Below are 21449 nucleotides of genomic sequence, written 5' to 3'. Positions count from 1 at the left end.
GGTCGCCGGGGTTGCGCCTGACGGGGCCTGTGCACGACGAGGGCTGCGTACGACGGAGCCTGCGTACGAGGGAGCCTGCGTACGACGGAGCCTGTGTACGAGGAGGCCGCGGTCGCCGGGAGTCGCGGGCGAGGCGGGGCGGGCGTCGGTGAAACGACGAATTCGCCACACCACGTCGTCCGGCCGCGGCCCCCGCCCACGCTGCGGCGGACCCGCGGGGTGGCAGCGCGCGGGCTCCGCCGGGTGCTCACGGGGTCGGCCGCTCCGCGTTCACCGCGGGTTCGTCCGGCCGTTTCCCGGCCGTGCCAGTCTCCGCACCCTGGAACGGCGGGACGGAAGGGTGAAGCCATGGAAAGCGGGCCGGCGATCTTCGCGGGAGCGGCGTTCACCCTGTTCGGAGGGGCACTGCTGGCGTGGACCGCGATGCGGCTGCGGCACCGCGAGCCCGTCGCCCTCGGTGTGAACCCCGTCGCATCGGCGACGCTCGCGGGCCTCGCCTCAGCCGGCGCGCTGGTGCTCGGCGTCTGGTGCTTCACGCGCGCGTAGGGAGGGGTTCGCCGGTATCCGGGCGGATGGCGTCCGGTAATTGAGAGGTCACGCTCCGGATAGGGGCGAAACAGCTGGTGGCCACTCCGGGCGGCAGGAATGGCGGGAGTCGGGTTACCGTTCGAGTGGCCGTTGCGGGCTTTTCCCGTTTGACACGGGGGCGGGATGTACCGTCACACTCCGCAGCGTCAGCACGACACGACCCCCGGGAGCAAGACCTGGGGAGACCCCCCTCGTCGATCCGGAGAGAAGAGCGAAGTTGTCCCCGACCAGCGACACCGCACACGGCGGCCGCCGACTCGTCATCGTCGAGTCGCCTGCCAAGGCGAAGACGATCAAGGGCTACCTCGGCCCCGGCTACGTCGTCGAAGCGAGCGTCGGGCACATCCGCGACCTCCCGAACGGCGCCGCCGAGGTGCCCGAGAAGTACACCGGCGAGGTGCGCCGCCTCGGCGTCGACGTCGAACACGACTTCCAGCCGATCTACGTCGTCAACGCTGACAAGAAGGCCCAGGTCAAGAAGCTCAAGGACCTGCTGAAGGACTCCGACGAGCTCTTCCTCGCCACCGATGAGGACCGCGAGGGCGAAGCCATCGCGTGGCACCTCCTCGAGGTCCTGAAGCCCAAGGTCCCCGTCCACCGGATGGTCTTCCACGAGATCACCAAGGACGCCATCCGCGCCGCCGTCGCCAACCCGCGCGAGCTCAACAAGCGCATGGTCGACGCCCAGGAGACCCGCCGCATCCTCGACCGCCTCTACGGCTACGAGGTCTCGCCGGTCCTGTGGAAGAAGGTCATGCCACGCCTGTCGGCCGGCCGTGTCCAGTCCGTGGCGACCCGCCTCGTCGTCGAGCGTGAGCGCGAGCGCATCGCCTTCCGCTCCGCCGAGTACTGGGACCTCACCGGCACCTTCGGCACGGGCCGCGCGGGCGACGCGTCGGACCCGTCGGCGCTGGTCGCCAGGCTGACGGCGGTCGAAGGCAAGCGCGTCGCCCAGGGCCGCGACTTCGACTCGCTCGGGCAGATCAAGGGCCCTAACACGCTCCACCTGGACGAGACGAACGCCCGCGCGCTCGCCGCCGCCCTCCGGGACACGGACTTCGCGGTCCGCTCGGTCGAGTCCAAGCCGTACCGCCGCTCGCCGTACGCCCCGTTCCGTACGACGACGCTCCAGCAGGAGGCCTCGCGCAAGCTCGGCTTCGGCGCGAAGGCCACCATGCAGGTGGCGCAGAAGCTGTACGAGAACGGCTTCATCACCTACATGCGTACGGACTCCACCACGCTGTCGGACACGGCGGTCGGCGCCGCCCGTGCCCAGGTCACGCAGCTGTACGGGGCCGACTACCTGCCGGCCCAGCCGCGCACGTACGCCGGGAAGGTCAAGAACGCGCAGGAGGCGCACGAGGCGATCCGCCCCTCGGGTGATCGTTTCCGCACCCCGGCCGAGACGGGTCTGACCGGCGACCAGTTCAAGCTGTACGAGCTGATCTGGAAGCGGACCGTTGCCTCCCAGATGAAGGACGCGGTCGGCAACTCCGTCACCGTCAAGATCGCGGGCCGCGCCTCCGACGGCCGCGACGCCGAGTTCAGTGCGTCCGGCAAGACGATCACCTTCCACGGCTTCCTCAAGGCGTACGTCGAAGGCGCCGACGACCCGAACGCCGAGCTGGACGACCGCGAGCGCCGGCTGCCCCAGGTGAGCGAGGGCGACCCGCTGTCCGCCGAGGAGATCTCGGTCGACGGCCACGCCACCAAGCCCCCGGCCCGCTACACCGAGGCCAGCCTGGTCAAGGAGCTCGAGGAGCGCGAGATCGGCCGCCCGTCGACGTACGCGTCGATCATCGGCACGATCCTCGACCGCGGATACGTCTTCAAGAAGGGCACGGCTCTCGTCCCGTCCTTCCTCTCCTTCGCCGTGGTCAACCTCCTGGAGAAGCACTTCGGGCGGCTCGTCGACTACGACTTCACCGCCAAGATGGAGGACGACCTCGACCGCATCGCGCGGGGCGAGGCGCAGTCCGTGCCGTGGCTGAAGCGGTTCTACTTCGGCGAGGGCGAGGCGAGCGGCGCCGCCGAGGCGGGCAACGGCGACGGCGACCACCTCGGCGGTCTCAAGGAACTCGTCACCGACCTGGGCGCCATCGACGCCCGCGAGGTGTCGTCCTTCCCGGTCGGCAACGACATCGTGCTGCGCGTCGGCCGCTACGGCCCCTACGTCGAGCGTGGCGAGAAGGACTCCGAGAACCACCAGCGCGCGGACGTCCCCGAGGACCTCGCCCCGGACGAACTGGACGTCGCGTACGCGGAGGAGCTGCTGGCCAAGCCCAGCGGCGACTTCGAGCTCGGCGCCGACCCGGCGACCGGCCACCAGATCATCGCCAGGGACGGCCGCTACGGCCCGTACGTCACCGAGGTGCTCCCCGAGGGCACCCCGAAGACCGGCAGGAACGCCGTCAAGCCGCGTACGGCATCGCTGTTCAAGACGATGTCGCCGGACACGGTGACGCTCGACGAGGCCCTCAGGCTGATGTCGCTGCCGCGGGTCGTCGGCAAGGACGCCGAGGGTGTGGAGATCACCGCGCAGAACGGCCGCTACGGGCCGTATCTGAAGAAGGGCACGGACTCGCGGTCGCTGACCGCCGAGGAGCAGCTCTTCACCATCACGCTGGAGGAGGCGCTCGCGATCTACGCGCAGCCCAAGCAGCGTGGACGTGCCGCCGCCAAGCCGCCGCTGAAGGAGCTGGGCGAGGACCCGGTCAGCCAGAAGCCGGTCGTAATCAAGGACGGTCGCTTCGGCCCGTACGTCACCGACGGCGAGACCAACGCGACCCTGCGGTCCGGTGACAGCGTCGAGGAGATCACCCCGGAGCGCGGCTTCGAACTGCTCGCCGAGAAGCGCGCCAAGGGCCCGGTCAAGAAGACCGCGAAGAAGGCACCGGCCAAGAAGACGGCCGCGAAGAAGGCCCCGGCCAAGAAGACGGCCGCGAAGAAGACGACGGCGTCCAAGACGACGGCCAAGGCACCCGCCAAGAAGGCCGCCGCCGAGAAGACGGCCGCCTCGGAGAGCTGACTTCCGCGGAGGACTTCCGGGGGGCCTCTCCGGGGGCCTTCTCCCGGAGGCCTCAGTCGGAGGGCCCTTTCGGACGTCAGCATGGATCCCCTCAAGGGCGGCTCCCTGGAGCCCACGCGGCCTCTCTTCTGCCCGTCCTCGCGCGCCCCCACACCTCCGGATGTGGGGGCGCTCGTACGTTCGGCCGCGCCTTCGGGGAGCCGGTCCCCTCCGGATAGGCTGTCAGGATGACGCGAGCCGAGCAGCCAACGGCCCACCACCGGGCCCCCGACGACGCCCTGGTCGCAGATTCCCGGGAGCGGGCCGTCCGCGCACTCCTGCGCCGACCGCAGTTGAAACGCCTGTGGAGCGCGCAGCTGGTGGGCGGAGTCGGCGATGCCCTGGCCCTGCTGGTCCTGGTCCTCCTCGTCCTCCAGGCGGCCATCGCCGATGGCTCCTTCGGCGGCGGCTATCGCGGGGCGAGCCTCGCCGTGGCGGCCGTCTTCGGGGCACGCGTCCTCGCGACGCTGCTGTTCGGGGCGGTACTCCTCGGCCCGCTCAGCTCACTGACCTGCCAGGAGGGGCCGCTCGACCGCCGCTGGACCATGATCGGGGCGGACGCCGTACGCGCCGCCCTCCTGATCGTCGCGCCGCTGTGGATCGACTGGACCCCGGACGACGCGCTTGCCGTCCTCCTGGTGACCGCCTTCGTGACCGGCGTCGCCGAGCGCTTCTGGACCGTGTGCCGCGAGAGCGCGGCGCCCGCGCTGCTGCCCGCGCCGCCCCCGGAGGGTGCGACGGTGCGCCCGCTGCCGGACCACATGGACACACTGCGGCGCCTGTCGCTGCGTACGGCCTTCGTGTCGGTGCCGCTCGCGGCCGCCGCACTCGTCGCCGTGTCGCTGCTGAACAACCTGCTGGGCGCCGGGCTCGACTGGTTCGAGCAGCACCAGGCGGCTCTCGCCTCGTACGTCGCCGCCGGTCTGTTCGCCGCCTCCCTCACCGTGCTCACCTCCCTGACACTGCCCGGCACGCGCACCCCCCGCGCCCGCTCGCCCCTGGAGGGGCTGCGCCGTCCCAAGACCGGCACGGGCGTCGACAAGGGCCGTACGGGGGCCATACCGCTGCTCGTGCCGGCCTGCGCCGCCGTCGCCGGGGCCGTCGCGGCCGCCGTCGCCGTCTTCGTGCTGCACGCCAAGGACCTCGGCGGCGGCCCGGTGACGTACGGGCTGCTGGTGCTCGTGCTGACCGGCGGTGTCGTGATCGGCATCCGTACGGCGCCGTCCCTGCTGCCCTCGCTGTCGCGGCGCCGGCTGCTCGCGCTGGCCATCGCCTTCACGGGCGTCGCCCTGCTCACCGCCGGACTCGTCCCGGATGTCACGACGGTGCTGCTGATAGTCGGTTTCGCGGGGGTCGGCGCGGGTGTCGCCGCCAACACCGGGCACACACTGCTCGACCAGGAGACCGAGGAGTACCGCCGGCCGCGGACGACCGAGCACCTGCACGCGGTCGTACGGGTGTCCGTGGCGCTCGGTGTGCTGGTGGCGCCCCTGGTCGCCGCCGCCATCGGTCCGCACCGGCTGGAGAACGGCAAGTTCGTCTTCGCGCACGGCGGTGCCGCCTTCACGCTGATGCTCGTCGGCGCACTGCTGCTGCCGGTGGCCGCGCTGGTGCTCGCCAAGATCGACGACCGGTCCGGAGTGCCGCTGCGGCACGATCTGCGGGACGCGCTGCGCGGCGGCGACGACCCGGAGCAGGCGCCCGCCGCAGCCGGTTTCTTCATCGCCCTGGAGGGCGGCGACGGGGCCGGCAAGTCCACGCAGGCCGAGGCCCTCGCGGACTGGATCCGCGCCAAGGGACACGAGGTCGTCGTCACCCGCGAGCCCGGGGCGACGCCGGTCGGGAAGCGGCTGCGGTCGATCCTGCTGGACGTGTCCTCGGCCGGCCTCTCCAACCGCGCGGAGGCCCTGCTCTACGCGGCCGACCGCGCGGAGCACGTGGACACGGTGGTGCGCCCCGCGCTCGAACGCGGCGCCATCGTCATCTCGGACCGCTACATCGACTCCTCGGTGGCCTACCAGGGAGCAGGCCGCGACCTGTCGCCGACCGAGATCGCGCGGATCTCGCGGTGGGCGACCGACGGTCTCGTGCCGCATCTGACGGTCCTGCTGGACGTGTCTCCGGAGACGGCCCGTGAGCGGTTCACGGAGGCACCCGACCGCCTGGAGTCCGAGCCGGCCGAGTTCCACGCGCGCGTGCGGTCCGGTTTCCTCACCCTCGCCGCCGCCGACCCCGGGCGTTACCTGATCGTCGACGCGGGCCAGGAGCCCGAAGCGGTCACCACCGTCGTCCGGCACCGGCTCGACATGATGCTGCCCCTCTCCGAGGCCGAGGTGAAGGCCCAGGAGGAGGCGCGCAGGGCGGCCGAGGAGGAGGCCCGGCGCAAGGCGGAGGAAGAGGCGCGCCGCAAGGCCGAGGAGGAGCGTCTGGAGCGCGAGCGCCAGGAGCAGCTCGCCAAGCTGCGTGCCGAGGAGGAGGAGCGCAAGCAGCGCGAGCTGGAGGAGGCTCAGCGCCGCGAGGCCGAGCGCCAGGCGGAGGAGGCCCGGCAGCGCGCCGAGGAGGCCCGCCGCCGCGCCGAGGAGGAGCGCGTCCGCAAGCTCGCCGAGGAGCAGGCGCGGGCCGCCGAGGAGGAGCGCAGGCGCAGGCAGGCCGAGGAGGAGGCGCGGCTGCGTGCCGAGGCCGAGGCCCGGCGCCTGGAGAAGCAGCGCAAGGCCGAGGAGGCGTTGCTGCGGGCGGAACAGGCGCGACGGGCGGCGGCGGAGGCCGCGGCTGCTTCGGCGGCCGCGGTGACCGCGGCCGGGGCGCTGGGAGCGGGGCCCTCGGGCGCCGGTGCCGCGTCTGCGGCGCCTTCGGTGGCCGCTTCGACGCCTTCCGCGCCGGCTGCGGACAGCCGGCCGACCGTGCCGACGCCGGTCGTGACACCGACGAACGCGACGGGCGGCCCTGCGGACGAGACTGCGGTACTGCCGCCCGTGCGGGAGGTCGGGGAGGGCTTCGGGTCCGGGACCGCCGGTTCTGGGACCACCGGTTCCGGGAGCGGTTCCCGACGGGACGGCAGTTCCCGTGGGGACGGCAGTTCCCGTGGGGACGGCGAGGAGACGGCCACGCTGCCGAAGCCGCCGGTCCCGCCGACGGCGGCCGACGAGACGGCGGTGCTGCCGCCGGTTCCTTCGACGGCAGCGGATGAGACGGCGGTGCTGCCCCCGGTGACGCCCGGTGCGGCGGACGAGACGGCCGTGCTGCCTCCGGTGCGTGCGGACCGTCCGGCCGACGGGACGGCGGTGCTGCCGCCCGTACGTGACGCGGGCGAGGCCCCGGCACGCGGCAGGGCAACGAGCGGGTCGACCGACCGTGTGCCGCCGGGTTTCTTCCGCGACGAGCGCCCGGCGGGCGACGAACGCCGGCGGCCCGACGGCGGAGACGCGAGCGAGGGTGGCAACGAGCGCACGCGCGAGCTGCCACAGGTCGACGAGACGGGCACCCCGCGCCGGCGGCGCTCGGACTGGGCTGAGGAGACTCCGCTGGACGACCTCCCGAGCCTGGCGGACGAGCTGCTCGGTCCGCGCGAGGACGACGACCGGGACGAGGGGCGCGGCAGGGGCGGACGGCGTCGCTGAGCCGATCCGGCATAGGCCCCGGCACCCGCATCGAGGGCGGCACCGGCAGAGCGGTGGCATCGGCACCGACGGCGATGAGCCGAGTGCCGCCGGATTCGTGATGGGGGCGGGGTGCCCGGACCGGGCGCCCCGCCCCCGGCGTCGTCGGGGCCGCGGTGCATGGCTGCCCGGCGGCTCCGCCGGGCTGGGGCGGTCGGCGTATCGCTGTCCGCCCGCTCCGCCGGGTTGTCGGGGCCGGCGGCGCGTATCGCGTCCGGTGGTGGATCCCCGGCGCCAAGGCGGGATTGTCAGTGCCCTCCCGCACAATGGGACGCGGCAGGGCGAAGTGCGACGGAAGGGCGGTGCCCCATGCCCGTGTGGGACGACCTGGTGGGCCAGGAGAAGGTGAGCGTGCAGCTCGCCGGTGCCGCCCGTGACGCCGACGCGCTCGTGACGGCGATCGCCACGGACACCGCGCCCCCCGAGGCGACGAAGATGACGCACGCCTGGCTGTTCACGGGCCCGCCCGGCTCCGGCCGTTCCACGGCGGCACGGGCGTTCGCCGCCGCGCTCCAGTGCGTGAGCCCCGACCGGGCCCTCGGCGGAGTCCCCGGCTGCGGTTTCTGCGACGGCTGTCATACGAGCCTGGTGGGCACGCACGCCGACGTGCAGATCGTCCGCACCGACCTGCTCTCCATCGGCGTGAAGGAGACCCGCGACCTGGTCCGCCGCGCCCAGATGTCACCGGCGACGGGCCGCTGGCAGGTCATCGTCCTGGAAGACGCCGACCGCCTCACGGAGGGCGCGGGCAACGTCATCCTGAAGGCGGTCGAGGAGCCGGCGCCCCGCACGGTCTGGCTTCTGTGCGCCCCCTCCATCGAGGACGTCCTCCCCACCATCCGCTCCCGCTGCCGCCTCCTCACCCTGCGCACCCCGCCGGTGGACGCGGTCGCCGACATCCTCGTACGCCGCGACGGCATCGAGCCGACGGTCGCGGCGGCCGTCGCCCGCGCCACTCAGGGCCACATCGGCCGGGCCCGCCGGCTGGCCACGGACGAGCGGGCCCGCACGCGCCGCGCCGCCGTCCTCAGGCTCCCGCTGCGCATCGACGACATCGGCGGCTGCCTCAGAGCGGCCCAGGAGCTGATCGACACAGCGGCGGAGGACGCCAAGCAGCTCGCCGAGGAGGTCGACGTGAAGGAGACCGACGACCTGAAGACGGCCCTCGGCGCGAGCCAGGGCGGCCGGATGCCGCGCGGCACGGCGGGCGTCATGAAGGACCTGGAGGACAGGCAGAAGCGCCGGAGAACGCGTACGCAGCGCGACAGCCTCGACCTCGCCCTGATCGACCTCACCGGGTTCTACCGCGACGTGCTCGCCCTTCAGCTGGGGTCCGGCGTGGCCATCGCCAACTCCGAGGTGCAGGACAGCCTGGAGCGCATAGCGCGCGGCAGCTCCCCGGAGGCGACGCTCCGCCGTATCGACGCCATCGCCGCGTGCCGCGAGGCCCTCGACCGCAACGTGGCCCCGCTGCTCGCGGTGGAGGCGATGACGGTGACGCTCAGAGCGGGCTGACGGCTGCCCCGGTGCTTCGAGGGGGACTGCGAAGCATCGTCAGGACGGACTCGCTTGACCGGGTCACTCGTACGAGCCGGTTTCCCCACCGATGGTGATCGAGCGGTCGCGCAAGGTTACGCTCGCGGGATGCACATCAGGCGCTCCCTGCGGCCGTCGCGGTCCCTCCGGCCCGCCCGGGCCCTCCGTTCCCAGTCACCCCGCCGTGTCCGGACCGTGGGAGTGCCGCGCCCTCTGCGCGCCGGCGGCATCCTGCTCGCCGCCGCGGCGCTCCTCGTCTCCGCCTGCTCCCCGGGCAGTTCGACGACGGCAGCCACGGCGTCGACGGCGGACGCCGCGCTGGCCGCGCTGCCCCGGGCCACGCCGTCGGCGCTCTCCCCGTACTACGAGCAGAAACTGACCTGGCGCTCGTGCGGTGTCCCCGGCTTCGAGTGCGCCACGATGAAGGCACCGCTCGACTACGCGAAGCCGGCGTCGGGCACCGTCAAGCTGGCCGTGGCCCGCAAGAAGGCCACGGGCCCGGGCAAGCGCATCGGCTCGCTGCTGGTCAACCCGGGCGGACCGGGGGGTTCGGCGATCGGCTACCTGCAGTCGTACGCGGGCATCGGCTACCCGGCCGAGGTCCGGGCGCGCTACGACATGGTGGCGGTCGACCCGCGGGGCGTGGCCCGCAGCGAACCCGTCGAATGCCTGACCGGCCCCCGCATGGACGCGTACACGCAGACGGACGTCACCCCGGACGACGAGAAGGAGAAGGGGGAACTGGTCGCCGCTTACGAGGAGTTCGCGGAGGGCTGCGGCCGGGATTCGCCCCGTCTGCTGCGGCATGTGTCGACGGTCGAGGCGGCCCGCGACATGGACGTGCTGCGCGCCGTGCTCGGCGACTCGAAGCTGCACTACGTGGGAGCCTCGTACGGGACGTTCCTGGGGGCGACGTACGCCGGGCTGTACCCCGGACGGGTGGGCAGGCTGGTGCTGGACGGCGCGATGGACCCCTCGCTGTCCGCCCGCAGGATGAACGAGGATCAGACGGCGGGCTTCGAGACGGCGTTCCAGGCCTTCGCGAAGGACTGCGTGGGACAGAGCGACTGCCCGCTCGGCGGGGCGGGCACGAGCGCGGCCCAGGCGGGCAGGAACCTGCGGGCGTTCTTCGACGGGCTCGACAAGGCACCCGTCCCGGCGGGCGACGCGGACGGCCGGAAGCTCGGTGAGGCGCTGGCCACCACCGGCGTGATCGCGGCGATGTACGACGAGACGGCCTGGCCGCAGCTGCGCGAGGCGCTCACCTCGGCGATGAAGGACAAGGACGGAGCGGGTCTGCTCGTCCTCGCGGACAGCTATTACGAGCGCGACGAGAACGGCAAGTACGCGAACCTGATGTTCGCCAACGCGGCGGTGAACTGCGTGGACCTGCCGGCGGCCTTCTCGGGCCCCGACGAGGTGGAGAAGGCGCTCCCGGCCTTCGAGAAGGCGTCCCCGGTGTTCGGCGAGGGCCTGGCCTGGTCCGCCCTGAACTGCGCGTACTGGCCGGTCCGGCCCACCGGGGAGCCGCACCGCATCGAGGCGAAGGGCGCCGCTCCGATCCTCGTGGTCGGCACGACCCGCGACCCGGCCACCCCCTACGCCTGGGCCCAGGCCCTCGCCGACCAGCTCGCCTCCGCGACGCTGCTCACCTACAACGGCGACGGCCACACCGCCTACGGCCGCGGCAGCGCCTGCATCGACGCCGCGATCAACCGCTACCTCCTCCGGGGCGCCGCCCCCAGCAAGGAGAAGAGCTGCTCGTGACCCCACCGCACGCCCCGGTGTCCAGGGCCCCAGGGCGTGTGCGGAGCACCCTGCGAAACTGTGTAGACTTACCGACGTTGCTGATCGCACCATGGTGCGGACAGCGCGCCGCCTTAGCTCAGATGGCCAGAGCAACGCACTCGTAATGCGTAGGTCTCGGGTTCGAATCCCGAAGGCGGCTCTGTGAAAGCCTCAGGACTCACTCGCCGTGACCTGGGGCTTTTGCTTTGCGCGGACGCTGTGACGGCGCTGGGCGCGGGCCGTTCGGCTGTCGAGGGTCTCGGTGGGGCCCGGATCGGGCGCCGCGCAGCCGGTCGCTCCAGTTCGCGCTCAATGGGGCCGTGGGGGACAGCCGATGAACGTGAGCAGTTCAGGAAGGCCTGGGGCGATGAGGAAGCGCACTCTGCGGTTCGGGCTGTACGCGGACGAGCAAGGGGTCGCGTGGGTTCGTGGGCTCGTCGGGGAGGCCGTGGGCGCTCGGAGTGCTCGGGTCGTCGGTGAGGTCGCCGTGCGCACGGTTTCCGACGGAGGGCTGACGACCGCCCACCTGTACGACTTCCTGGCGGAGCAGTGGGACTGGGAGCATCCCGGTCAGTCCGGCGGGACGCGGGAACCGGTCGAGCTGCGGGTCCACTTGGTGTGTTCCCTGCGGACGTGGCGGGCCATCCGCAAGACGGTCGTCAGGAGCCTGTGCCCGGAGGGCATGGCGCCCCACACCTGCCGGGTTCCCTGGACGGCTGCCTGAGCGCGTCCGCGGGGCCGGGGCGTTGCCGACAGACGGAGTTCGTACGACCGGGAACGGCTCGGTGAACGGCTAGCATCGCGGACGGGTGTCGGCCGAGATGAGGTGGGTGTCGTGGCGCAGGAGCCGCGGATCGCTGTTGCCGTGGTGACCATGGGGAACCGGCCCGCCGAGGTCGACGCGCTGCTGGCGTCCGTCGCCAAGCAGGATGTCGCTCCCGCCCGGATCGTGATCGTCGGGAACGGCTGCCCCCTTCCCGACTTCGCCGAGCGGCTCGGGCTGCCCGGCGAGGTCACCCCCATCGAGGTGGACGAGAACCTCGGGTGCCCGGGCGGGCGCAACGTGGCGCTCAGCAGGCTGCGGGAGTTCGGGGACGTCGATGTCGTCGTCGAGCTCGACGACGACGGGCTCCTCGTCGACGCCGACGTGCTGCGCAAGGTGCGCGAGCTGTTCGCCGGAGACCCGCGGCTCGGCATCGTGGGGTTCCGCATCGCCGACGAGCACGGGGAGACTCAGCGGCGCCACGTACCCCGTGTCGGCGCCCGCGATCCCATGCGGGGCGGGCCCGTGACCGGCTTCCTCGGCGGCGGGCACGCCTTCTCCATGCGCATGCTCGACGAGATCGGGGACTGGCCGGCCGAGTTCTTCTTCGCCCACGAGGAGACCGACGTCGCCTGGCGCGCCGTCGACGCCGGGTGGACCGTCCTGTACGAACCCGGACTGCTCCTCCAGCACCCGAAGACCTCGCCCGCGCGGCACGCCATCTACTACCGCGTCACCGCCCGCAACCGCGTCTGGCTCGTCCGGCGGCGGCTTCCCCTTCCACTCATCCCCGTTCACCTGGGCATCTGGGTGCTCCTCACGCTCGCCCGGACGCGGTCCGCGGGCGGGTTGCGTGCCTGGTTCGGCGGGTTCGTCGAGGGGTTCCGGGCGTCGGGCGGGGAGCGGCGGCCCATGCGGTGGCGTACGGTCTGGCGGCTCACGCGGCTGGGACGGCCGCCCGTCATCTGACCGTCGTCGGCGTGCCGCCGGGGATCGGGACGGCCTCATCCCCGTTCGGTTCCGGCGGTCCGTCAGCTCAGGCCGGGCGAAGGTTCCGGCGCGGGCGCGGGCGCGGACGCACGTGGACGAGGGCCCCGGTCGCCCACCTCCGACGACCGGAATGAGCTGAGGGGGGTGCTGCTGGGGGAGGGGTGACGAGGCGCCGGCCGACGTCACTTCGCGTCCGCGTAGCACTCCACCACCGCCGTGGTGAACGGGAAGCGGACCGGGGTCTCCCCGAACGTGAGCCTGCCCGCCAGTTCCGCCGCTTCGCGGATCGCGGTGACCACCGTGTCGGCCTCCTCGGCGGGACAGTGGACGATCACCTCGTCGTGCTGGAAGAAGACGAGTTCGGCGGCCAGGCCGGCGCACGTGCGGCGGAGGGCGGCGAGCACCAGCAGGGCCCAGTCGGCGGCGCTGCCCTGGACGACGAAGTTGCGCGCGAACCGGCCGCGGGCGCGGGAGTCGCTGGAGGCGTAACCCGGGACCCAGGCCTGGTCGGCGGTGCTCCTCGCGGTGTCGGCGGGGTCCGCCGGGTCGTCCTGCGGGATGCCGGCCTCCTCCGTGGAGTCCTCGCCGGACCCGGCCGCCGGGGGGCACGTCCGCCCCAGCCACGTACGCACCAGGCGCCCCTCCTCGCCCGCCCGCGCCGCGTCGTCGACGTACGCGACGGCCTTGGGGAAGCGGCGGCGCAGCAGGGCGAGGTTCTTCAGGCCGTCGCCTGACGTCTGTCCGTACACCGCGCCCAGCACGGCGAGCTTGGCCTGGGCACGGTCGCCGGCGAAGGCGCGGTCGGACACCGACTGGTACAGGTCGCTCTCGCGTCCCGCGACCTCCATCAGGCCGGGGTCGCGGGAGATCGCCGCCAGCACGCGCGGTTCCATCTGGTCGGCGTCGGCCACGACGAGCCGCCAGCCCGGGTCGGCGACGACCGCGCGGCGGATCACCTTGGGGATCTGCAGGGCGCCGCCGCCGTTGGTCACCCAGCGGCCGGTGACCGTGCCGCCCGGCAGGTACTCGGGACGGAAGCGGCCGTCCCTGACCCAGTCCTGGAGCCAGGACCAGCCGTGGGCGACCCAGATGCGGTACAGCTTCTTGTACTCGACGAGCGGCTTCACGGCCGGGTGGTCGAGGGACTCGATCTCCCACCGTCTGGTGGATCTGACCTTGATCCCGGCCTGGGCGAAGGCCTTGACGACGTCGGCCGGCAGGTCGGGGCGGACCCGGCGGCCGAACGCGGCCGACACCTCGTCCGCGAGCTCGGCCAGGCGGCGGGGCTCGCCGCCGCCCGCGTACCGCTCGCCGAGCATTTCGTGCAGTACCTCGCGGTGGACGTCCGCGCTCCACGGGAGCCCCGCCCCGTTCATCTCGGCGGCCACCAGCATCCCCGCCGACTCGGCGGCGGTCAGCAGCCGCATCCGCTCCGGGTGCTCCGCCGCGTCGTGGCGGCGCTGCTGGTCCGCGTAGACCTCAAGGAGGTCCCGGAGGGGTACGTGCGCACGGCGCGGTTCGAAGAGGGAGGACTGCGCGCCCGGCTCGGCGGAGCGCTGCGGAGGGTCCCGCGGTACGGGCCCGCCGTGCAGCCGGGCCAGTGCGGCGGCCGCCGACCGGGGTTCACCGAGGCGACCCTCGTGGCCGAGCAGCAGGGTCTCGGCGGCCTCGATGTCGTAGCACCGCTCGACTCGCACCCCCGTGGCGAGCAGATGCGGATACACCTCGGCCGTCGACCGCCACACCCAGCGGACCACGTCCGGCCGTGCGCGCACGGCCTCGACGAGATCCGCCTCCCGACGGACCGGGCCCGCGGGCAGCCCGTCCCGGCCGAGGGCGGCGACTTCGACGCCGCCGTCCTCGGCCGGCGCGAGAGCCCACCGGTCCGTCATGTCTGCGAGTGTCGCAGGGGGGTCTGACATCGGCGTTCCGCGCGGACCGCGCGGCGTTCGTACCCCGCCGACCGGGCCACCACCACGTCGCCACGAGCGGATCCTCCTGGCCCTGCCGGAGCACGAGAACGGCGGCCGCGTACGAGGGGACCGTTCATCCTCGTCGGGCGGTTGCCCGGTGGGGCGCAGCAGCCGGTGGCACCGCCCGTCATACCCGGCCTCGTCGCCACCACCGCGTCACGGGAGGGGAGTTGCGCGCGAGGGCGCCGCGACTCCCCGGCCCCGCCACCGACGCCCGCCACCGACGCCCGCCACCGTCGCCCCGCCGCCGTCGCCCCCGCTACCGTCGCCCCGCCGCCGTCGCCCCCGCCACCGTCGCCCCGCCGCCGTCGCCCCCGCCACCGTCGCCCCCGCTACCGACGCCCCGCCACCGTCGCCCCCGCCGCCGACACCCCCACCGCGACCACCAGGCACGCCCCCGCGCACCCGCCCAGCAGGTCCCACGGGACCGTGACCACCACCGGTGCCGACAGGCGGCCCAGGGCCGCGGCCAGCCCGGTGAGGGTCACGGCGGTGACGGCCAGGCCGAGGACGGCGCCCACGGCGACTCCCAGCGCCGACTCACCCGCCACCACGCACAGCACCTGCGCCCGGGTGGCTCCCGCCAGCCGCAGGAAGCGCAGCTCCTGGCCTCGGGCACAGGTCGCCATCAGCAGGGTGCCGGCGAGTGAGATGCCCGCGTACACGAGGGCGATACCGAGCACGACGAGCAGTCCGAGCCGGGTCTGCGGGCTGGTGCGCGGATGGGTGGCGGCCAGCCAGGCCGCCGTCGTGCGCACCTGCCCGCCGGAACCGGACGCCCGCAGGGCAGCCGCGACCGCCGCCGGATCCGCGCCGCGCCCGACCCGCACATCGAGCCGGTCGACGGCGGCCCGCGGAGCGTTCGCCCTGGTCACGTAGGCGCCGTTGTTCCCCGTGCCCCGGGCCAGGACCGCGGCGACACGCAGCCGGGCCGGCCGCCCGTCGCCGAGCCACACCCGGACCACGGAACCCACTTCGTGCCGCTCCCACTCCTCGTTCACGACGATGGAGCGGTCGTCGAGATCGCGTACGTCCCCCGCCACCACCGGAGGCCGCGCGACGGACGCGAACGCGCGCACGTCCGTCACCGCCCGTGCGTCCGACCGGATCAGCGAGGTGCCCTCCTCCCGTACGAACACCGCCGTGGACGCGGTGCCCGACACCGTCGCCCCCGCGACCCGGACCGGCGTCAAGTCGTCGCCGGTCACGACGAATCGGGCGCTCGTCCCCTGGCCGGCCTCCCGCGCCTTCGCCGCGGTGACGGTCTGTGCCGACCCGAGCAGGCAGCCCGCCAGCGCGACGGTCACCAGGACCGGAGCGGCCACGGCCGACGTCCGCCGCACGGAGGCGCGCGCGTTCTCGCGGATCAGCAGGCCGCTCGCGCCGGGCAGCCGGGCCAGGCCCGCGAGCGGGCGGACCAGCACGGGTGCCAGCGCGGCCACCGCGGTGGCCAGGATCATCGGCTGGGTCGTGTACGTCTTGCGCTTCAGCAGTTCGGCCGGGCCGGAGCCGAGCTTCCAGGCCAGCAGGCCGAGTCCGCACGCCAGCAGGGCGAGGCCGAGGACCCGCCGCGGCCACGGCAGCACCCCCGGGTCCACCGCCGCCTCGCGCAACGCCTCCACGGGAGAGGTCAGGCCCGCCCGGCGGGAGGCGGCCCACGCACCGGTGACGGCCACCAACAGCCCCGTGCAGCAAGCGGCTTCGTACGGCCAGTACGTCGTCCCCCGCAGCGCGAACCACGGCGGGGCCATCCCGCCCTCCACCAGCGCCCGCACCAGCCGCGGTGCCCCCCACGCCCCCAGCGCGCACCCCGCCGTCGAGGCCGCGACGCCGACCGCGAGCGCCTCGCCGAGCAGCAGCCGGCGCACCCGTCCCGGTGTCGCCCCGGCCAGCCGCAGCAGCCCGAACTCCCGCCGCCGCAGGGCCGCGACGAAGGCGAACGTGGACGCCGTCACGAAGACCGAGACGAAGCCCGTGACCCCGGCGGCCGTCCCGAGCAGCGAGTTGACCGCGACCAGTGCCTCGGTGTCCCGTGCCGTCGCGGGATCGGCCAGCCGGCGGTCGTCACCCGTCAGTACCCGCACCCGGCCGGACCCGGCCCCGTCGGCGGCCCCGTCCGGCGGCGCGGCCTCGCGAACGACCGCGCGCACGGCGGCGGCCGGCGCGTCGACGCCCACCGCGTCCCGGGCCGCGCCGTCGGTCCGGACGGTCCCCAACTCGCGCAGTCGGCGCACCAGATCGCCATCCACAGGGTGTGGATGCGCCAGTCTCCTCGACACGGACGCGGTGCCCGGTCCGCGCCGCACCTCCACCGTGAGCGTGTCCTGCCCCATGACCACGACGGGCGAGCCGGCGAAGCGCTGCGGCTCGCGCACCGGGGCGTCCAGCGTCGCGGCCAGACCGAGGCCCATCGCCGCCACCACCGCGACCCCGAGCGCCACGGCGACGAAGGAACCGAGCAGCGACACCCCGCGCGTACGCAGGGACGACCAGGTCAGCACGGTGCACCCGCCGGCGCCGCGCCGCGCGGGCCTTCCAGCCGCATCAGACGCGCGGCGACGTCTCCCGCCGAGGGCGCCGACAGCTCGCCGCTCACCCGGCCGTCGACCAGGAACACCACCCGGTCCGCATACGAGGCGGCCACCGGGTCGTGGGTGACCAGCACGGTCGTCTGTCCCTCACGGTCCACCAGCTCCCGCAGGAGCAGCATGACCTGGCGGCCGGCCGTGGTGTCCAGGGCGCCCGTCGGCTCGTCGCCGAAGAGGACGTCGGGGCGGGTGATCAGCGCCCGCGCGAGGGCCACCCGCTGCTGCTGGCCGCCCGACAGCTGCGACGGACGGTGCCCGGCCCGCTCCGCCAGCCCCACCCGGTCCAGCGCCTCGCGCACCGCACTCCGCGACGGACGGCGCCCGGCCAGCCGGAGCGGCAGCGCCACGTTCTGCGCGGCGGACAGGGACGGCAGCAGATTGAAGGACTGGAACACGAACCCGATCCGCTCCCGCCGCAGCAGCGTCCGCCGCCGTTCGCTCAGTGCCGCCAGCTCCACCCCGGCCACGGTCACCGTCCCGGAGGTCGGCCGGTCCAGGCCCGCCGCGCAGTGCAGCAGCGTCGACTTGCCCGACCCCGACGGCCCCATCACGGCGGTGAAGGTCCCGGCGGCGAAGTCGAGGTCCACCCCGTCCAGGGCGGTGACGGCGCCGTAGTGGCGGCGCAGGGATCGGATACGTACGGCTGTGGTGGTCATGCCTCCCAGCGAACCGTCCGCCGGCCCCGCGCACACGACCACCAGCGGGCGTCCCCGGGGTGGGGCCGGGCCTACCCCGCCCCACCCCCGGGGCCAAGACTGTCCCCGCAGGCCAGGGCGGGCCCCTCCCGCCGGCCGTGGCACGATCGGTGCATGACCAGCAGTACGCCCGGCACCGTGGAGCGCGCCTTCGAGGCCCTCTACGCCGACACCGACGCCGCCCTCGACACCGGGGCCTCGCTGCTCGCGGCCGACCCCGCCTGTGACGCCGAACTCACCCGGCGGGGCGAGGAGTTCGTCGCCGCCGCCTGGCGTCGCGGCTGGCAGCCCGCGGACGTCGTACGCATGGTGCGCCGCCGGCTGGACGGCGTGCACGTGCGCCTGGTGGCGGAGCTGATCATGGCGCAGTCGAAGCGGCGGGAGGAAGCCGGCCGGGGACCGCGGTGGGCGGCACAGCTCGACGACCTCGCGGACGAGGCGCGTGCCCCGCGCACCGACCGCTTCTCATACGCGACCGCCGTGCTGGAGCTGTACCGGCTGCTGCTGCGGCTCCCGTCCATCGAGCCGCTCGACGCACCCCGGGAGGGCGCCCCCAGGGACGCCGGGCGGGCCTCCCAGGACTCCCGCATGCTCGGCAGGATCCGCGCGCTGCTCGCGAAGGCGGAGGCGACCGGCTTCCCGGAGGAGGCGGAGGCACTGAGCGCCAAGGCGCAGGAGCTGATGGCGCGGCACAGCATCGACGAGGCGCTGCTCGCCGCCCGCACGCACGCCAAGGACGCGCCGGGCGCCTGCCGGATCGGGATCGAGACGCCGTACGAGACGGCCAAGGCGGTGCTGCTGGACGCGGTGGCCCGGGCGAACCGCTGCCGCGCGGTGTGGAACGACGACCTCGGCTTCTCCACCGTCGTCGGTTTCGAGGCCGACCTGGAGGCGGTCGAGCTGCTCCACACCTCCCTGCTCGTGCAGGCCACGGTGGCCATGACCAGGGCGGAGGCGGCCCAGCGGGCGGGGGGCCGCAAGCGCACGAAGACCTTCCGGCAGTCCTTCCTCGCCGCGTACGCGCACCGGATCGGCGACCGGCTCGCGGCGGCAGCCGAGGGGCAGGTGGCCGACTCGGCGGGCGAGCTGCTGCCGGTCCTCGCGGCGCGCGACGTCGCGGTCGCGGACCGGGTGGACGACATGTTCCCGCGCACGGTCACCACCCGCCTGCGCGGCGTCACCGACGCCGCCGGCTGGCACGAGGGCGCCGCCGCGGCGGACGAGGCCCAGGTCAGGGCCCGGCCTCGGCTGGGGTGAGCCGGCTCGGGGGCCGGCCGGGGGCGGCCGCGACGGGGGTGAACCGGCCCTCGTCGGGACCGGGTTCCGCCACCGCGGCGACGGACCGGAACGACGTCGGCCCGGCTGCCCCCGGTCCGGACGGCCCCGGGCCCGGACTCAGTCGCCCGCCGTCTGGAACGGGCTCACCGACGTGTCCGGCTCGCTCTTGCCGCGGAGGGCGACCGGGCCGTACTCCCACGGGAAGGACTTCGCGGCCGTCGCGCCCGGCAGGCCGATCCTGACGGTCTTCACGTCGGCACTCTTCGCGGAGTCGCCCTCGGGCCCCCGTACGTACGTGATCGTGAAGGTCGCGGCCTCGTCCGCCTTCAGCTTCACCTTCACCGGGTTCGCTCCCTCCTGCGGGGCGACGGTCCAGGAGTCGGAGCCGTTGTGCAGGCCGACCTCCGGGAAGCCCCGCACGGAGCAGTCGCCGGGGCCCTGGTTGGTGACGGTGACCGGGATGTTGCCGGTGTCCCCGGCGGCGGGGGCGGCGTTGCCGGGGCCGACCTCCACACCGACCTGGTCGGCGGTGCAGGCGCCGGAGGCCGCGGAGGGCTTGGTGTCGGCGTCGTTGGTGCCGCTGTCGTCGCAGGCGGTCAGCGTGAGTGCCGCCGCGAGAACGGTGACGGCGATCGGAAGGGCGCGCATGGGTTCCCCTTGAAGTCGTGACGGTGCACATGGATCATCGCGCAAACCACTCCACGTCCGTGTCGCGTCCCCGCTGTTACGAGGGGCCGGTCCATGTCCGTGTCGCGCCCCCGCCGTTACGACGGTCCGGCCCATGTCCGTGTCGCGCCCCCGCCGTCACGACGGTCCGGTCCACGCTCGTGTCACGCCCCCGCCGTCACGCCGTTCTCCCGGGAACGGCGTAGGGCCGCGGCACCCCGAGGAATGCCGCGGCCCGACAAGCATGACCGGCCCGTCGGCGTCGCCTGCCCGGAAGCCACCCGGCGCCCGCCCCCGGCGAAGCTCAGGAGCCGCCCGCCGTCGGCAGAGCGGTGGGCAGCTTTCCGCCCTCGGCCTTGCGGTACGTCTCCTGGAGGCCGCCCTCCCACTTGACCTTCAGGGTCGTGGAGCCGACGGACTCGACCATGCCGTCGGAGCGTTTGGCGGAGCCGTCCGGGCACTTCAGGTGGATCATCCGCATGCCCGCCTCCTTGCCCGCGGTGCCGGTGCACATGGTGCCGCCGGTGGCGAACAGCCCGGCCTCCTTGCCGTGGACGACCAGGGCCACCGCCTTGCCGTCCGTCGTGGCCAGCCAGCTGCCCTCCAGCTTCCCCGCGGAGGACGTACTTCCTGAGCCCCCGGTGTCCCCGTCCGCACCGGCGGTCGAGGACGGACTCGCGGAGGTGGCGGAGTCCTTCTCCGAACCGCCGTCGCCGTCGCTGCTGCAGGCGGTCAGCACGAGTGCCGCCGCCAGTCCCGCGGCCGCGGCCGCGCTCTGTACCCGCCGGCGCGGGAAGGTCGCCGAAGTCACTGGAAGTCCCCCATGGGTGGGCGGATGATCAAAATGATCACTGAGGTCGCCGGAACGACCGCAGCAAGCTACCAGGAGGACGTGCGGACCCCGGGGTGGAAACCGGCGTGCGCTTGCTCACGCGGGTCGACCCGGGAGAGCCGAAGGCGCGCGGACAGCAGCGGGAGTGCTCGTCCACGGTTCGGCCGCCGGGCGGCCGAACCGTGGACGAGCACTCGCCGGGCTCCGAAAACTTTCGGCCGAAGGCCTTGGCCCGATGCCCCTGACCTCCGTCCCACGCCGGACGCCGACGTCTGCGGCGTGGCCGACGTGCACGTTCTCGCACCGGGGGAGCGGCCGACGCCGTGCGTCGAGCGGGCCGGGACCGGTCCCGCCGGTCCCGCGGTCCGGACCTTCACGCGGACAGTGGAACAGGAACGCCGCGGCACGCGTCTCTTCCTAGTGCACGAGGGATTCGACCCGGACAACCCCGCGCGGACGAGGGCGTGGAAGATCACGGGCGGGGGCCGGGCGGTCGCGGGTGCCGTGTCCTCTCGGGCGGGATCTGGACGGGCTGTAGTCGCGGGGACAGCGCGCAGTAGTCAAGAACCGGTAAAAGCTGTAACCGGGTCACCACCCGGCGTGCACGTGCATATGCCCATGCATCTGCACATGAACAAAGCTATGATCCGGAACAGTTGACCACTGCATCAATGGCCACATCAGCCAATGCACCACCCGGGGAGCGACCTGTGGACCACGACGTGTGCGACGTGGACGACGTGTACAACGGCATGGCGGCCACGGCGCTGCATGGGGTGAACTGGCAGAAGAGCAGGCACAGCAACTCGCAGGGTTCCTGCGTGGAGTTCGCGCGGCTGCCCGGCGGTGAGGTGGCGGTGCGCAACTCGCGCTTCCCCGAGGGGCCCGCGCTCGTCTACACGCGCGCCGAGATCGAGGCCATGCTGCTGGGTGTCAAGGACGGCGAGTTCGATCACCTGATAGCGGGCGCCTGAAGGCAACGCCCGCACGGCCGGCCTGAAGCCGCCCGCTCGGAAGGCCCGCACGGCC

Annotated in this window: 14 protein-coding genes and 1 tRNA gene; 10 read left to right on the top strand and 5 right to left on the bottom strand. The window is 73.8% G+C overall.

What is annotated here, in order from left to right:
* Positions 1-348: 348 nt before the first annotated feature.
* From AC0ZLC_RS22140 to AC0ZLC_RS22105, 8 genes are all read left to right on the top strand, one after another.
* Entirely contained in the window at positions 349-546 is a 198-nt protein-coding gene (locus tag AC0ZLC_RS22140) for a hypothetical protein (protein WP_476753681.1), read from the top strand.
* A gap of 259 nt (positions 547-805) precedes the next feature.
* Positions 806-3616 carry a type I DNA topoisomerase gene (gene topA, locus AC0ZLC_RS22135; RefSeq protein ID WP_476753680.1) on the top strand — a complete coding sequence of 937 codons (2811 nt, stop codon included), beginning with the start codon at positions 806-808 and terminating at the stop codon, positions 3614-3616.
* Between the two features lie 227 nt (positions 3617-3843).
* Positions 3844-7272, top strand: a complete 3429-nt coding sequence (gene tmk, locus AC0ZLC_RS22130; protein WP_476753679.1) for a dTMP kinase — start codon at positions 3844-3846, stop codon at positions 7270-7272.
* Positions 7273-7620: 348 nt separating this feature from the next.
* A complete protein-coding gene (locus tag AC0ZLC_RS22125; protein WP_476753678.1) occupies positions 7621-8826 on the top strand; it encodes a DNA polymerase III subunit delta' in 1206 nt (401 codons plus the stop codon).
* A gap of 129 nt (positions 8827-8955) precedes the next feature.
* Complete coding sequence (locus AC0ZLC_RS22120) at positions 8956-10614, top strand: alpha/beta hydrolase (RefSeq protein WP_476753677.1); 1659 nt, start codon at positions 8956-8958, stop codon at positions 10612-10614.
* Positions 10615-10721: 107 nt separating this feature from the next.
* Positions 10722-10795: transfer RNA gene (locus AC0ZLC_RS22115), tRNA-Thr, on the top strand.
* A 207-nt stretch (positions 10796-11002) separates the two neighbouring features.
* Positions 11003-11359 carry a hypothetical protein gene (locus AC0ZLC_RS22110; RefSeq protein ID WP_476753676.1) on the top strand — a complete coding sequence of 119 codons (357 nt, stop codon included), beginning with the start codon at positions 11003-11005 and terminating at the stop codon, positions 11357-11359.
* Positions 11360-11461: 102 nt separating this feature from the next.
* Complete coding sequence (locus tag AC0ZLC_RS22105; protein ID WP_476753675.1) at positions 11462-12367, top strand: glycosyltransferase family 2 protein; 906 nt, start codon at positions 11462-11464, stop codon at positions 12365-12367.
* Positions 12368-12570: 203 nt separating this feature from the next.
* Here the strand turns inward: AC0ZLC_RS22105 and AC0ZLC_RS22100 are convergent, their stop codons facing one another.
* From AC0ZLC_RS22100 to AC0ZLC_RS22090, 3 genes are all read right to left on the bottom strand, one after another.
* Entirely contained in the window at positions 12571-14280 is a 1710-nt protein-coding gene (locus AC0ZLC_RS22100; RefSeq protein WP_476753674.1) for a bifunctional 3'-5' exonuclease/DNA polymerase, read from the bottom strand.
* 413 nt (positions 14281-14693) lie between these two features.
* On the bottom strand, positions 14694-16862 hold the full coding sequence (locus AC0ZLC_RS22095) for an ABC transporter permease (RefSeq protein ID WP_476753673.1): 2169 nt from the start codon (positions 16860-16862) through the stop codon (positions 14694-14696).
* Positions 16856-17605 carry an ABC transporter ATP-binding protein gene (locus AC0ZLC_RS22090; protein ID WP_476753672.1) on the bottom strand — a complete coding sequence of 250 codons (750 nt, stop codon included), beginning with the start codon at positions 17603-17605 and terminating at the stop codon, positions 16856-16858. The genes AC0ZLC_RS22095 and AC0ZLC_RS22090 overlap by 7 nt, the downstream gene beginning before the upstream one ends.
* A gap of 153 nt (positions 17606-17758) precedes the next feature.
* On the opposite strand from AC0ZLC_RS22090, the gene AC0ZLC_RS22085 reads away from it, so the two are divergent.
* A complete protein-coding gene (locus AC0ZLC_RS22085) occupies positions 17759-18901 on the top strand; it encodes a DUF2786 domain-containing protein (protein WP_476753671.1) in 1143 nt (380 codons plus the stop codon).
* Positions 18902-19039: 138 nt separating this feature from the next.
* On the opposite strand, the gene AC0ZLC_RS22080 is transcribed toward AC0ZLC_RS22085, so the two are convergent.
* Together AC0ZLC_RS22080 and AC0ZLC_RS22075 are read right to left on the bottom strand one after the other, a co-directional pair.
* Positions 19040-19570, bottom strand: a complete 531-nt coding sequence (locus AC0ZLC_RS22080; RefSeq protein WP_476753670.1) for a DUF4232 domain-containing protein — start codon at positions 19568-19570, stop codon at positions 19040-19042.
* A 322-nt stretch (positions 19571-19892) separates the two neighbouring features.
* A complete protein-coding gene (locus AC0ZLC_RS22075; protein WP_476753669.1) occupies positions 19893-20399 on the bottom strand; it encodes a hypothetical protein in 507 nt (168 codons plus the stop codon).
* Positions 20400-21130: 731 nt separating this feature from the next.
* Between AC0ZLC_RS22075 and AC0ZLC_RS22070 the strand changes: the two genes are divergently transcribed.
* A complete protein-coding gene (locus AC0ZLC_RS22070) occupies positions 21131-21394 on the top strand; it encodes a DUF397 domain-containing protein (protein WP_476753668.1) in 264 nt (87 codons plus the stop codon).
* Positions 21395-21449: the final 55 nt, after the last annotated feature.

The sequence above is a fragment of the Streptomyces sp. GLSS-08 genome (assembly GCF_056387915.1).
Note: the sequence above shows the minus strand (reverse complement) of the source record. Positions and strands in the feature narration are given on the sequence as shown.